This window comes from Hydrogenophaga sp. A37, from assembly GCF_002001205.1.
GTDB lineage: Bacteria > Pseudomonadota > Gammaproteobacteria > Burkholderiales > Burkholderiaceae_C > Hydrogenophaga.
In genome coordinates, this window is record NZ_MUNZ01000089.1 from 35,491 (window position 1) to 48,755 (window position 13,265).

At 62.5% G+C, this 13,265-nt stretch carries 12 protein-coding genes; 4 read left to right on the plus strand and 8 right to left on the minus strand.

Annotated elements, in window-relative coordinates; genetic code table 11:
* Positions 1-138: 138 nt before the first annotated feature.
* Entirely contained in the window at positions 139-2,520 is a 2,382-nt protein-coding gene (locus B0E41_RS09595) for a penicillin-binding protein 1A (RefSeq protein ID WP_253194731.1), read from the plus strand.
* Here the strand turns inward: B0E41_RS09595 and cyaY are convergent.
* The gene (gene cyaY / locus B0E41_RS09600) at positions 2,510-2,839 is read right to left on the minus strand and encodes an iron donor protein CyaY (RefSeq protein WP_077330864.1); all 330 of its coding nucleotides are present in this window, start codon (positions 2,837-2,839) and stop codon (positions 2,510-2,512) included. The two genes, B0E41_RS09595 and cyaY, sit on opposite strands and share 11 nt — an antisense overlap.
* Positions 2,840-2,854: 15 nt before the next feature.
* Between cyaY and B0E41_RS27545 the strand changes: the two genes are divergently transcribed.
* Complete coding sequence (locus tag B0E41_RS27545; protein ID WP_077330865.1) at positions 2,855-3,091, plus strand: lipoprotein; 237 nt, start codon at positions 2,855-2,857, stop codon at positions 3,089-3,091.
* Positions 3,092-3,145: 54 nt separating this feature from the next.
* On the opposite strand, the gene B0E41_RS09610 is transcribed toward B0E41_RS27545, so the two are convergent.
* From B0E41_RS09610 to B0E41_RS09630, 5 genes are all read right to left on the minus strand, one after another.
* Complete coding sequence (locus B0E41_RS09610; RefSeq protein ID WP_077330866.1) at positions 3,146-3,742, minus strand: protein-methionine-sulfoxide reductase heme-binding subunit MsrQ; 597 nt, start codon at positions 3,740-3,742, stop codon at positions 3,146-3,148.
* A complete protein-coding gene (msrP, locus tag B0E41_RS09615; protein WP_077330867.1) occupies positions 3,739-4,743 on the minus strand; it encodes a protein-methionine-sulfoxide reductase catalytic subunit MsrP in 1,005 nt (334 codons plus the stop codon). The genes B0E41_RS09610 and msrP overlap by 4 nt, the downstream gene beginning before the upstream one ends.
* 122 nt (positions 4,744-4,865) lie before the next feature.
* Positions 4,866-6,227: a c-type cytochrome biogenesis protein CcsB gene (gene ccsB / locus B0E41_RS09620; RefSeq protein WP_077330868.1), complete on the minus strand. Its 1,362-nt coding sequence runs from the start codon at positions 6,225-6,227 to the stop codon at positions 4,866-4,868.
* Positions 6,224-8,365, minus strand: coding sequence for a cytochrome c biogenesis protein ResB (locus B0E41_RS09625; RefSeq protein WP_077330869.1), 2,142 nt, complete (start codon positions 8,363-8,365; stop codon positions 6,224-6,226). Before B0E41_RS09625 ends, ccsB begins: the two co-directional genes overlap by 4 nt.
* 163 nt (positions 8,366-8,528) lie before the next feature.
* On the minus strand, positions 8,529-9,143 hold the full coding sequence (locus tag B0E41_RS09630; RefSeq protein WP_077330870.1) for a c-type cytochrome: 615 nt from the start codon (positions 9,141-9,143) through the stop codon (positions 8,529-8,531).
* Between the two features lie 103 nt (positions 9,144-9,246).
* Between B0E41_RS09630 and yihA the strand changes: the two genes are divergently transcribed.
* Complete coding sequence (gene yihA, locus B0E41_RS09635; protein ID WP_077330871.1) at positions 9,247-10,059, plus strand: ribosome biogenesis GTP-binding protein YihA/YsxC; 813 nt, start codon at positions 9,247-9,249, stop codon at positions 10,057-10,059.
* Between the two features lie 16 nt (positions 10,060-10,075).
* Here yihA and B0E41_RS09640 read toward each other — a convergent pair whose 3' ends face one another.
* On the minus strand, positions 10,076-10,954 hold the full coding sequence (locus B0E41_RS09640) for a lipid A biosynthesis acyltransferase (RefSeq protein WP_253194733.1): 879 nt from the start codon (positions 10,952-10,954) through the stop codon (positions 10,076-10,078).
* A 60-nt stretch (positions 10,955-11,014) separates the two neighbouring features.
* Entirely contained in the window at positions 11,015-11,902 is an 888-nt protein-coding gene (locus B0E41_RS09645; protein WP_077330872.1) for a lysophospholipid acyltransferase family protein, read from the minus strand.
* Between the two features lie 169 nt (positions 11,903-12,071).
* Between B0E41_RS09645 and metK the strand changes: the two genes are divergently transcribed.
* Positions 12,072-13,253 carry a methionine adenosyltransferase gene (gene metK / locus B0E41_RS09650; protein ID WP_077330873.1) on the plus strand — a complete coding sequence of 394 codons (1,182 nt, stop codon included), beginning with the start codon at positions 12,072-12,074 and terminating at the stop codon, positions 13,251-13,253.
* Positions 13,254-13,265 lie beyond the last annotated feature (12 nt).

Sequence of the window (13,265 nt, forward strand, 5' to 3'; positions counted from 1 at the left end):
AGAACTACACAACGACTGACAATATGGGCACCGTTCCCGGGCGTGCGCGCAACAGAGCCATTTTTATAATCCCCAACTTTCGCTCCGACTGAATGCATGGCCCAAGACGACGACGCTGCTCAACGAAACGCCAGACACATGACACTGACCACTCGCAGCGCCCTCGGATGGTTGGCCAAGGTGATGGCGGGCTTGGCAGGTCTTTTGCTGGCAGGTTTGGCGATGATCTTGATGGGCATCGGGCTGGCATTGGCGGTGGCCTACCCCAACCTGCCCGATGTGGCCGACCTGGCCGACTACAGACCCAAACTCCCCTTGCGGGTGCTGACCGCTGACGGTCAGCTGATCGGTGAGTTTGGCGAGGAACGCCGCAACCTCCTGACCATTCGGGAGATACCTGACGTGATGAAGAATGCCGTGCTGGCCATTGAGGACTCGCGCTTCTTCGAACACAGTGGCGTGGACTACCGGGGAATGCTGCGTGCCGCACTGGCCAACCTTGGCCAGGCAAAAAGCCAAGGTGCATCCACCATCACCATGCAAGTGGCGCGCAATGTCTACCTGTCTGCCGAGAAGAGCTACACCCGAAAGATCTATGAAGTGCTGCTCACGTTCAAGCTGGAGCATCTCCTGAGCAAGGAGCAAATCCTTGAGATCTACATGAACCAGATTTTTCTGGGACAGCGGGCTTACGGGTTTTCTACTGCTGCCCAGACGTACTTCGGAAAGCAGCTGAAGGATGTCACGATCGCAGAAGCTGCCATGCTGGCCGGTCTGCCCAAGGCGCCATCCGCCTACAACCCCATCAGCAACCCCAAGCGTGCCCGGGCGCGTCAGCTTTACATCATTGAGCGCATGGAGGCCAACGGGTTCATCACTCCAGACCAAGCGGGTGAGGCCAAGCTGGAAGAGTTGAAATTGCGCCCAGCCCATACCCCCACCACGGTGCATGGTGAATACGTCGCAGAAATGGTTCGCCAATCGATGGTCGTCCAATATGGTGAAGAGGCCTACACGCGGGGACTGGTGGTCACCACCAGTCTGCGGGCCAACGAACAAGAAGCCGCGTACCGTGCCTTGCGAGAAGGCGTCCTCGACTACGAACGCCGTCAGGTGTACCGTGGTCCTGAACTGTTCATCAACCTGCCAGCGGACAACGCAACACGTGATGACGCGATCGATGAGGCACTGACCGAGCGACCGGACAACGATGATCTGCTCTCTGCTGTGGTTCTGGAGGCCAGTCCACGCAAGGTGGTGGCGATTCGGCAGGATGGTGATCCGCTGGAGATCACCGGTGAAGGCCTGCGCCCGGCCATGTCCGGGTTGAGCGAAAAAGCAGGACCCAACATCAAAATCAGGCGTGGTGCTGTGATCCGCGTGGTCAAGACAGGTTCCAATGCGTGGCGCATCAGTCAGTTACCAGAAGTCGACTCGGCGTTTGTGGCAATGGACCCTCGCAATGGAGCCATTCGAGCTTTGGTCGGGGGGTTTGACTTCCAGAAGAACAAGTTCAACCACGTCACCCAGGCCTGGCGCCAGCCCGGCTCCAGCTTCAAGCCCTTTGTGTATTCCGCGGCGCTGGAAAAGGGGGTGACGCCCTCCACGGTCGTCAACGACGCTCCCCTCTTCTACACCGCAGCCGAAACAGGCGGCAAGCCCTGGGAACCGAAAAACTACGACGGTCAGTTCGAAGGCCCCATGTCGATCCGCCGTGCCTTGGCCAAGTCAAAAAACATGGTATCGATCCGTGTTCTGCAGTTGGTCGGCGCCCAAAGTGCACAAGACTGGATCACCCGATTTGGTTTTGATGCCGACAAACACCCTCCTTACCTCACCATGGCACTGGGGGCTGGTGCGGTCACGCCCATGCAAATGGTCAGCGGATATGCCGTGTTCGCCAATGGTGGATACCGGGTGACGCCATCGCTGATCACGCGGGTGGTTGAGCAAAAAGGACGCGTGTTGTTCGAGGGCACTGCTGCAGAGCCACCGGAATCACAACGCGCCATCGATGCACGAAACGCCTTCCTGATGAGCAGTCTGCTGCAAGAAATCACCCGATCTGGTACGGCTGCACGCGCGCAAGCCACGCTGAAGCGACCCGATCTTTACGGAAAGACGGGCACCACCAACGATTCGGTCGATGCCTGGTTCGTCGGCTTCCAGCCCACGGTGGTGGCCGCAGCCTGGGTGGGGTATGACACACCGCGCAATCTGGGCAGTCGCGAAACCGGCGGAGGATTGAGCCTGCCCATCTGGATCGCCTACATGTCCGAGGCGCTAAAGGGAGTGCCCGTGGCAGAACTCACCGCGCCGCCAGGGGTCATCCATGTGGGGAACGAGTGGTATTACGAAGAGTTCGGGCCTGGGCGTGGTGTGCGAGGCCTGGGATTGAACGACCCCTGGCCCGGAGCTCCAGTCAACGAAGCGGAAGCCGCCCCTTCAGCGGGCGAAACCACTGGCGCTGCGCCCGACAGCGAAGATCGGCGCAGCATCCTGGACCTGTTCAGGAACTGAAGGTCAAGGGCTGCCCAGCCTGTTCGCTCGCGCAGCGGGACAGGTGGGAAAAAAACTCGCCTTGCCCTTTGGTGTCGTTCCAGGCCGTGCCGTCAAAGCGATAGTGGAATCCACCCGCACGGGCGGCCATCCACACCTCTTGCAGGGGTTTCTGGAGGTTGATGATGATTTGGCTTCGGTTTGCAAAGGACAGCGTCACCATCCCGCCGACGCGCTGGTTGTCGATGTCCGCATCGCCGTCGTCGTTGATTCGGTCGCAGGACAGTTCAATGGCCCGAAGCAATGCTTCGGCGCGATCCAAGTAGTCGGTGTCGGTCATTACAATGCCATCACTATGTTGAAGAAAACCATTCTAAGTGGCTTGTTCTCCCGACCTGCGGCGCGGGGCAGCTTTGCCCTGCTGGCCATGGCGTTGATGGCTTCGGGATGTGGACAAAAGGGCCCATTGTTCCTGCCAGCACCTGCTTCGGCGGCAACACCACGGCCAGCTACAACCCCGCCAGTGCCACCCGCGGTGTCACCGGATCCGGCGGACCCCACCCAACCAGCCAACAACGGAACCACACGCTGATTCTGGTCCGCGACTGTTGCGAGAGCCTTCGCTCACCCCTGAGTACCGAAGCACTCAGGCGCGACAGCGGCGCCACAAACGCCAACCCAACAACACGGCCAGCAACGCCGCATAAACGGCCACTTCGCCAAAGTTGTTCTTGCTCGCACGCATCCAGAAAAAGTGCAGGATGGCGAGTCCAGCCACCGCGTACACCGCACGATGCAGCAATTGCCAGCGAGCGGATCCCAAGATGCGTATGGCACGGTTGAATGACGTCGCCGCCAATGCCAACAACAACAACCACGCCAGCGTCCCCACCAGAATGAACGGTCGCTTGGGCATGTCTGCCAGGACGGCTGTCCAATCGAAACCCTGGTCAAACCAGACGTAGGCCAGCCAGTGCAGGCTGGCGTAAAAGAACACAAAAAGTCCGAGCATGCGGCGCAAGCGGGCGAGCGCGGGCAGGCCCAGAACCACACGCGCTGGCGTGACAGCCAGCACCAGCACCAGTGCGCGCAACGTCCAGTCGCCCAGCGAGCGGATCAGGGCCTCAGCGGGGTTGGCACCCAACCGGTCCGCGACAACCGCCCAGACCAGCCACGCCAGCGGCAACAGCCACAGCACAAACACCGCCGGCTTGACCGCCCGGTGGCTGAGCCAGCGCATCAAAAGAACTTCTTCAGGTCCATGCCGGCATACAACGACCCCACCTGGGTTTCGTAGCCATTGAAGCGCTCGGTCTTGCGGCGCTTGGCCAGCAAACCGCCCTCCTCACCGATGCGGCGCTCGGTGGCCTGGCTCCAGCGCGGATGAGGCACATCGGGGTTCACGTTGGAATAGAAGCCGTACTCCTGTGCCGCCGCGATGTTCCAGGCGGTCTTCGGCTCCTTCTCGACAAACCGGATCTTGACCAGCGACTTGCCGCTCTTGAAACCGTATTTCCACGGCACGATCAGGCGAACCGGCGCGCCGTTCTGGTTCGGCAACACCTCGCCATACATGCCGAAGGTCAACATCGTGAGCGGGTGGCGCGCCTCGTCCATGCGCAGTCCCTCGACATAGGGCCAGAGCAATACGTTGGATGTGACCCCAGGCATCGTCTTGGGATCGGCCAGCGTCACAAACTCCACATACTTGGCACTGCCTTGAGGCTCCACCTGCCGAATCAGTTCAGCCAAAGAGAAGCCGACCCACGGAATCACCATGGACCAGCCCTCGACGCAGCGCAGCCGGTAGATGCGTTCCTCCATTGCGGCCAGCTTCATGAGGTCATCAATGCCATAGGTGCGCGGCTTGTTGACCAATCCCTCCACCGACACCGTCCAGGGGCGCGGCTTGAGGGTGTTCGCGTAGGCCGCCGGGTCGGTTTTGTCGGTCCCGAACTCGTAGAAGTTGTTGTAGCCGCTGGCGTCTTTGTACTCGGTGATCTTCTCGATGGTCTGGGCGCCTGGCACGCCGGAGCGCACCGATGGCAGCGGCAGCAGACGCCCTGGACGGGCCACCGCCGCTTGGGCCAGTGCGTCGCGCGATGCCCAACCCGCCAGGGCGAGGCCTCCCGCACCCAGCGCCAGACGCTGCATCCACGCCCGGCGATCCAGGTAGGCGCTGCGTGACGTGATCTCGCTGGAAATAGGGTGCTGGAATCCTGTGTCGCTGGTACGGATGATCATGTGAGGCTCCTTGTTTCAAGGCTGTCGTTCAGAGCCCGCAGTGTCTTACAAAGTTTCTGCACACCCGCGCGCCCCAAACAAAACACCCCGCCGAAGCGGGGTGTCCAGGGGATCGACGCCAATCAGAGCTCACCGTAGCTGTGCAGACCGGAAAGGAACATGTTCACGCCCAGAAAGGCGAAAGTGGTGACTGCAAGACCGACCAGCGCCCACCAGGCCGCCACAGTGCCGCGCAGGCCCTTCATCAGGCGCATGTGCAACCAAGCTGCGTAGTTCAGCCACACGATCAGCGCCCAGGTCTCCTTCGGGTCCCAGCTCCAGTAGCCGCCCCAGGCCTCGGCCGCCCAGAAAGCACCCAACACCGTGGCGATGGTGAAAAAAGCGAAGCCCACGGTGATCGCCTTGTACATCACGTCGTCCAGCACCTCGAAGCTGGGCAGGCGCGCGGCAATGCGGCGGCGCCCGAACATGATGGTGGCAACAATCAACGCCGAGACGCCGAAATACACGAACCAGTAGCTGCCGCCTTTTTCAGCCGCCGACTGGCGGAACACGATGGGCTCGAAACACAGCACCAGACCGAGCAGCCACAGGGGAGCCAGTTTGTACCAACGCGACTCGCTCGCGCTCTGCTTGATCAGATAAGCAAAGGCCAGCATGGCCGCGATGGCGAAGGTACCGTAGCCAATGAAGTTGGCCGGCACGTGCAGCTTCATCCACCAGCTTTGCAGGGCGGGCACCAGGGGTTGAATGGCGTGCGCCTCGCGGATCACCGTGTACCAGAGCAGGAAGCCCACCGCCGCACTGACCACCAGCATCACGAAAGCACCCATGCTGCGGGTCTGGTACTGGTCTTCGTAATACAGGTAGAAGGCTGCTGTCATCCAGCAGAACAACACGAACACCTCGTAGAGGTTGCTCACCGGGATGTGGCCGATGCCCACGCCAATCTGGTGGCTCTCGTACCAGCGCACCATGGTGCCCACCAGCGCCAGCGTCACCGCGACCCAGGCCAAGCGGGAACCCAGCAGCTCAAAGGTCTGGCCAGCGCGGGTGAACATGCCCACCCAGTAAAACACCGTGCTCATGAAGAACAGCATGCTCATCCAGAGAATGGCCGACTGGCTGGAGATGAAATACTTGAGCAGGAAGGCCTGATCGGCCCGGGCCAGATCGGTGATGCCCGCTGGCGTCTGGTACAGCCAGATGGCCAACATCGACAGCGCAGCCACCACCCCCATCAAGGTTCGCAGAGGGCGCCAAAACCAGCCCAGCCAGACCATCGCCGGCACCGCACCGACCAGAATGCCTTTTTCATAGCCGTCCATGCTGCCGCTGTACCGAGAGAAAGCCCAGGCAGCCCCCAAGACGACGAGTGCGGTAAACAACCAGTCCCACACATTGCGGCGCGCGAAATAGCCGGCCTCCAAGCCCGCGCTCTTCCCGCCCGGCTTCAGTTCAAACGTCTGTGTCGCGGTGTTCATGCTTGCGCCTTCAACAGTTGGGTCTTCAACAATTCAAACTCCCGGTCGGATTCCATCGTCTTGCGGTTCGAAGACAGCGCCATGCTGGCCAGGCTGGCTCCGTCTCCCTGGGGAGACAGCCAAACCCACATTCGCCGTTCACGCACGTACAACATGGCGAACACGCCGAGGATCAGAAAGAGGCAGCCCAGGTAAACGATGGTCTGGCCAGGGGCTCGCGCCACTTGGAACACGCTGGCCTGCACGTGCTGGAAATCCTTGAGCTGGAAGGTCACCGGGGCCGGGTAATAGAAGCTGTCGCTCAGACTGAGAACGACCCGTGACATGAACTGCTGCGCCGCGTCGTCGCGCTCCAGCGGCTTCTGCCCGGCGCGCTCCCGGCTGATCTGCAACAACTCGAAGAGCGTGCCGTTGAGGATGCGCACCAGCACGTCACTGGCACGCTCACGCTCGGCCTCGGGCACGTTGGCTTCCAGAAACGCCGACACCGACTGCAGACCGCCCTTGATCTCAGGCTCGGGCGAAGCGCCGCCAGCCTTGACGTCCACCTTCTCAACGCCGGCGAACAGGCCCAGCGCGCGCTGGGCAGAGGCCACCAGGGCCTGCGTCAGCTCGGGCTTGCCTGGCTCGACGGCGCCCGCCGCGTAACGGCGCACCGCCTCGTCGCGCATCGCCGGGTCGGCGAGAGCCGACCGCAGGCGGACAAAACCATCAATGCCATCCTGATCGTCCACCGGGATGCGCAGGTAACGCATGGGCTCGGCCGGCGACTCGCGCGTGCCGAGCAGGATCATGCGAGCCCCGTCCAGATCCAATGGAAGCATGTAGTTGTGGAACTCCACCGCCTGGCCGGCAGCGTCGCGCAACTTGTAGGTGATGCTGGGTCCGACGTTGCGCAACGTCTTCTCGGTCACCGTCTTGTGGCCCGCGCCGAGACGGCTCTCGATCGATGTGCGAAGGTCGACCTTGCGCACGTCGGCACCCGCTCCACCACCTGCGTTGGCAAAGTTTTCCACGTTGATGACCCGAAGACCGGTGTATTCCAGCGTGAGCTTGTTGCTGCCGTTGCTGAGCGCCGATGTGCCACCGATCACCCCGGAAACCTCGAACGGCGCCACCGCCTCACCCATGGGAAAAGCCTGCAGCTTGACCTTCGATCCACCGTCGTCAAAGCTGGACTGGTAAATGTTGATGCCACGGTGGTTGGCCGGATGGTTCACCTCGACTCGGGCTGCTTTCTTCTCGCCTGTTTCGTGGTCGTGAATCACGATCTCACTGGCAAACAACCGGGGCATGCCCGTGTCGTAATACTCGACGATGAACTTTTTGAGCTCCACCGAAAAAGGCAGGTCCTGCAGCAACACGCCATCGGACTGGGTCAGGATGGCGGTGCCAGAGCTGGTGCCTTCGGTAACCAGCAGATTGCCCCGGAAGGTGGGATTCTGGGGAGACAAACGGTGTTGGGCTGGTACATCCGCGATCAGACCGCCACCGTTGTACGAGGTTTTTCCGTTGAACCACATCTGGGCGCGCACCATCAGGTCACCGTCCAGCAGACCACCGATGCAGACCAGCACGATGGCGCTGTGCGCCGCCAGGTAGCCGATCTTGTTGGCCACGCCCTTTTTGGCCGCCACCATCCAACCTTGGCCCTGTGGCGTGGAGCGGGACTGAAGCTTCACTTTCCAGCCGGAGGACAACAGGGTCTGGCCAATGCGGTGGGCGGCGGCTTCGGGCAGTTCCGCCAGGGTGTTCTCTGCGCGGTTGGGGAATGACTTCAGGCTTTGCTCGCGGATGTTTTCCTTGAATACCTTGTAGTCGGACAAGATCTTTGGCGTGTTGCGGATGATGCATAGGCTGGTGCTGAGCACCAGAAACGCCAGGATCAGCAGAAACCACCAAGCGCTGTAGACCGTGAAAAGGCTGGCGCTACCGAACACGTCGGTCCAGAAGGGGCCGAACTGGTTGATGTAGTTGTTCAGCGGCTCGCGCTGCTTGACCACCGTGCCGATCACTGAGGCGATGCAGATCACCGTCAACAGCGAGATGGCAAAACGCATCGACGACAGCAACTCCACCAGATTGCCGAGAATGCGGGAACCGGTGCGCAGCTGCAGGCCTTGGGTGGTGGCGGTCATTAACGTATGGACAACAAAAAAGGGTGGTTCCGGAGAAGCCAGAACGCACCCTGATGTGAGCTATTTCGAGGCTGGCGGTTCAATGCAAAAACGAGACTTTTGCATTGTGTGCCGCCAAACATCAACATCGACTGATATCCCGGGACATTCCGGGGGCTTGGGATCAGCGCAGACCGGCGATGTAGTCGGACACAGCCTTGATTTCTTTGTCGTTCATCTTCGCGGCGACACCCGTCATCTGCGCGTTGTTGACACGGACGCCCGAACGGAAGGCATTGAGTTGGGCGCTGGTGTAGTCTGCATGCTGGCCCGACAGGCGCGGGTACTGCGCAGGGATGCCCGAGCCGGACGGGCCGTGGCAACCGGCGCAAGCCGCGATCTGGCGGTCGGCGATGCCGCCGCGGTAGATGCGCTCGCCGAGACGAACCAGATCTTTCTCTTTCGCAAAGCCGGTGGAGGCCTTCTGATCGGCCAGCCAGAACGCGATGTTGCGCATGTCGTCGTCGGACAGAGCCGAGGCAAAGCCCTTCATGATGGCGTTGTCGCGTTTGCCCGACTTGAATTCCTGCAACTGCTTGGCGAGGTACTCGGGGTGCTGACGCGCCAGCTTCGGGTTGGCGGGCGTGGTCGAGTTGCCGTCGGCAGCGTGGCAGGCCACACACACCTGACCATACAGCGCAGCGCCCTTGGCGAGATCGGGTTTGGCGGTCTGGGCTTGGGCGCTGAACGACAGGACTGCCGCGGCAGCGGCGCAAAGAAGGGATGCTGGCAATTTCATGTCGGGGGCTGTCGTCGAGGGCGACGGCGTCAGGTTGAGGAAATTCGCGGTATTTGGGTGAATAGCCCATCGATTTTACAATGTCCCACCGGGAAAACCCCAAATGATCCAAGACCACACTCCAACCCCTCCCGCCTCAAGCCCTCCTTCGACAGACCCCCAGGTCCAAGATGGCCCTTCCCACAACGCTGGAAAACCTGCCGTCAAGGCATCGAAACCCGACCCGAAGGTCGCTCACGGCTGGCTTCACACCGCCCGCTTCCTCACCACAGCACCCCAGCTGGAGCACCTGCCCGCGCTGGACTTGCCCGAGATCGCCTTTGTCGGCCGGTCGAACGCCGGCAAGTCCACGTCGATCAACACGCTCACGCAGCAAAAGCGCCTGGCCTTTGCATCCAAGACACCTGGGCGCACGCAGAGCATCAACCTCTTCTCTCTGGGCAAACAAGGCATTCACGACGCCGTGTTCGCCGACCTGCCGGGGTACGGCTATGCAGCCGTGCCACGCGAGGCCAAGCTGCGCTGGCAGCGGGTCATGGGCAACTACCTGATCACGCGGGAAAACCTCCGCGCGGTCGTGCTGCTGATTGACCCACGCCTGGGCCTCACCGAGCTGGACGAGATCCTGTTGGAAGTGATCCGCCCTCGGGTGGAAGCGGGGTTGAAGTTCCTTGTGCTGCTCACCAAGTCAGACAAGCTCACGCGCTCCGAAGGCGCCAAGGCGTTGTCGATCGCACGCCTGCAAACCGGCGGCGGCGAAGTGCGGCTGTTCTCCGCGCTCAAGAAGCAGGGGCTGGACGAGGTCGCCCAGCTGCTGTGGGACTGGACCCACGAAACCAGCAATGCCCCACCAGCGGCCATGGCCCACACCGCCGCGCCCGAAGCCGACGAAGAAGAGCCGCCGGCGCTGGACTGACCGACCCGAAGCGCGGTCAGCGGTAAAAGGAAGGCTCGCCGTTGGGGCGGGTCTTGAAGCGCTTGTGCACCCAGTAGTACTGCTCGGGCACGGCGTCGATCCAGTGCTGCAGTTGCTCGTTCATGTGCACGGTATCGGCCACGACATCGTCGGTGGGGAAGTCCTGCCACGGCGGAAGCACCGTGACCTCGTAGCCGTCCGGCGTCAGGCGGCTGACGATGGGCAGCACGCGCGCCCCGCCCATGCGGGCGAACCGTGACAGGGATGGCACCGTGGCCGCAGACACGCCGTAAAACGGCACGAACACCGAGTCGCGGGGCCCGTAATCCATATCAGGCAAGAGGTAGAGCGGCTCGCCGGCTCGCAGTGCCGTGACCAAGGCCTTCAGGCCCGCGCTCTTGGCCACGATGTGGGGCTCACCGAACCGGCGTCGCCCATCGGCCATCCACTGATCCAGCACGGGATTGCGTTGCCGCGCGTACAGGCCACAAAACCGCCGCTGCACGTGGGCCGTGAGCGCCATCCAGCCGGCGTCCATGCCCACGAAATGCGGTGCAAACAACAAGGTGGGCACTGTTTCATGCAGTGCCTGCACCTCGCCCGTCAAACGCAGCCGCCGACGCACGACCTCAGGGCGGCCCTCCCACAGCCAGCTGCGGTCCAACCAGGCCTGCACAAACAGCACAAAGTGCCGGCGCACAAGATGGCGCCGCTGGGTCTCACTTTTCTCCGGAAAGCACAGTGCGAGGTTGACTTCGGCGATGCGGCGTCGGCGCAATGCCAGCATACACAGCAGGTGCCCGACCACCCAACCCAACGCCCTCAGCCAGGAGAGCGGCGCGTGCTTGAGCACCCGCATCAGCGCAAGCCCGCCCAGGCTCAGGGCGCTTTTCATGAAGGGGCGGCGAGGGGTCGGTGCGGACGGTTGGGACATGAATGGGCCGGAGCTCGGTGATCAGGTGCGTTGCGCGCGCTCGGCATCCAGACGCGCTGCATGGCTCAGCCCCGCCGGCGCCTTGTACCGGTCGTAGGACCAGAGGTACTGGGTTGGGCACTCCTTCACCAGCGACTCCATGGCCTGGTTGATCTGCCGGGCCGCTTGCTGTGGATCGCTGGACAGCTGGCCATCGCCGTCCGCCAAGAAGGGCCGCACCCGGGCGCGGTAGCCCCGTCCCCACGACAGGCGTTCACCCCAGATCAGCACCACGCGAGCGCCACCGGTCTGGGCCAGGCGCGCCGACAGCGTCATCGTGTAGGCGTCCCGACCGAAAAACGGCGCCCAGACACCCTGCCCTGAGGGCGGCACCTGGTCCGGCAGCAGGCCCACTGCCTGGTGTTGCTTGAGTGCCTTGATCAGCTGCTTGACGCCCGCCAGCGTGGTCGGCGCGGTGTGAAGCCCGGGCCGACTGCGGGCTTCCATCAGCTCGCGCAGCCAGGGCTGGCGGGCCGGGCGGTACAGCACCGTGATCGGCATGCGCTCGCCAAACCGCTGCGCCACCAATTGAGCGGTAACTTCGAAACAGCCCAGATGCGGCGTCAGGTACAGCAAGCCGTCCCCGTGCGTCATGGCCTCTTCGACATGGGCCACCCCGTCCCAATCGACGCGAACCGGCCGACCCAACCACAGCCGTGGCAACTCGACGACCAGCTTGCCCGACTCGGCGACCGAGCCCAGCGCGACGGAGCGCGGGTACCCCGCGAGTTGGGCATGGGCAAACAGCCTGCGCCGGTACCGTGGCGACGCGAGAAACGTCAACCAGCCCAGCACCCAGCCCAGTGCGTGCAGCACCGGCAGCGGCAGCAGGGACAAAAATCGAAACAGAAGCTGAAAGAAAGCCGTCACAAAACACTCTTATGACGCGATGGCCGCCCAGCGGCACCGCGCTCCGTTACCCTAAAATAGCGCCCATCGCCGAGTTATTGAACTAATTGCGGGGCGATTCACAAATTCCGCTAAAGCGTTCGCCGAACCAGAAAACCGGCAACGCCGGTTCATCAACTCTGGAGTTTATATGGCGAACGATTTCCTCTTTACCTCTGAATCCGTCTCCGAAGGCCATCCCGACAAGGTCGCCGACCAGATTTCGGACGCGATCCTCGATGCGATTTTCAAGCAGGACCCGCGCAGCCGCGTGGCCGCCGAGACGCTGTGCAACACGGGTCTGGTGGTGCTGGCCGGAGAGATCACGACCAACGCCCACGTTGATTACATCCAGATCGCGCGCGACACCATCAAGCGCATCGGCTACGACAACACCGAGTACGGCATCGACTACAAGGGTTGCGCCGTCATGGTCTGCTACGACAAGCAGTCCAACGACATCGCGCAGGGCGTGGACCAGGCCTCCGACGACCATCTGAACACCGGTGCCGGCGACCAGGGCCTGATGTTCGGCTACGCCTGCGACGAAACGCCCGAGCTGATGCCCGCGCCGATCTACTACGCACACCGTCTGGTAGAACGCCAGGCCCAGCTGCGCAAGGACGGCCGTCTGCCCTTCCTGCGCCCGGACGCCAAGAGCCAGGTGACCATGCGTTACGTGGACGGCAAGCCCCACAGCATTGACACCGTGGTGCTGTCCAGCCAGCACGCGCCCGAGTACAGCCTGGGCCACAAGATGACCGACGCCTTCTATGAAGCCGTGCGCGAAGAAATCATCAAGCCGGTGCTGCCCAAGGAATTCCTGACCGCCGACACCAAGTACCTGATCAACCCGACCGGCCGCTTCGTCGTCGGCGGCCCGCAGGGCGACTGTGGCCTGACCGGCCGCAAGATCATCGTCGACACCTATGGCGGCGCCTGCCCGCACGGTGGTGGCGCGTTCTCGGGCAAGGACCCGTCCAAGGTCGACCGCTCGGCCGCCTACGCCGCGCGTTACGTCGCCAAGAACGTGGTCGCCGCCGGCCTGGCCAAGCAGTGCCAGGTGCAGGTGGCCTACGCCATTGGCGTGGCCAAGCCGATGAACATCACGGTCTACACCGAAGGCACAGGCGTGATCAGCGACGACAAGCTCTCGGCCATCGTGGCCGAGGTGTTCGACCTGCGCCCCAAAGGCATCATCCAGATGCTGGATCTGCTGCGCCCGATCTACGAAAAAACAGCCGCCTACGGCCACTTCGGTCGCGAAGAGCCTGAGTTCACCTGGGAGCGCACCGACAAAGCACCCGCATTGCGGGCTGCCGCCGGCCTGTAAGCAAGCGCTTAC

Excerpts from the sequence above, each read along its gene's own strand:
- B0E41_RS09595 (WP_253194731.1), top strand. The coding sequence starts at position 139 with ATGACACTGACCACTCGCAGCGCCCTCGGATGGTTGGCCAAGGTGATG.
- cyaY (WP_077330864.1), bottom strand. The coding sequence starts at position 2,839 with ATGACCGACACCGACTACTTGGATCGCGCCGAAGCATTGCTTCGGGCC.
- B0E41_RS27545 (WP_077330865.1), top strand. The coding sequence starts at position 2,855 with ATGTTGAAGAAAACCATTCTAAGTGGCTTGTTCTCCCGACCTGCGGCG.
- msrP (WP_077330867.1), bottom strand. The coding sequence starts at position 4,743 with ATGATCATCCGTACCAGCGACACAGGATTCCAGCACCCTATTTCCAGC.
- ccsB (WP_077330868.1), bottom strand. The coding sequence starts at position 6,227 with ATGAACACCGCGACACAGACGTTTGAACTGAAGCCGGGCGGGAAGAGC.
- B0E41_RS09625 (WP_077330869.1), bottom strand. The coding sequence starts at position 8,365 with ATGACCGCCACCACCCAAGGCCTGCAGCTGCGCACCGGTTCCCGCATT.
- B0E41_RS09630 (WP_077330870.1), bottom strand. The coding sequence starts at position 9,143 with ATGAAATTGCCAGCATCCCTTCTTTGCGCCGCTGCCGCGGCAGTCCTG.
- yihA (WP_077330871.1), top strand. The coding sequence starts at position 9,247 with ATGATCCAAGACCACACTCCAACCCCTCCCGCCTCAAGCCCTCCTTCG.
- B0E41_RS09640 (WP_253194733.1), bottom strand. The coding sequence starts at position 10,954 with ATGAAAAGCGCCCTGAGCCTGGGCGGGCTTGCGCTGATGCGGGTGCTC.
- metK (WP_077330873.1), top strand. The coding sequence starts at position 12,072 with ATGGCGAACGATTTCCTCTTTACCTCTGAATCCGTCTCCGAAGGCCAT.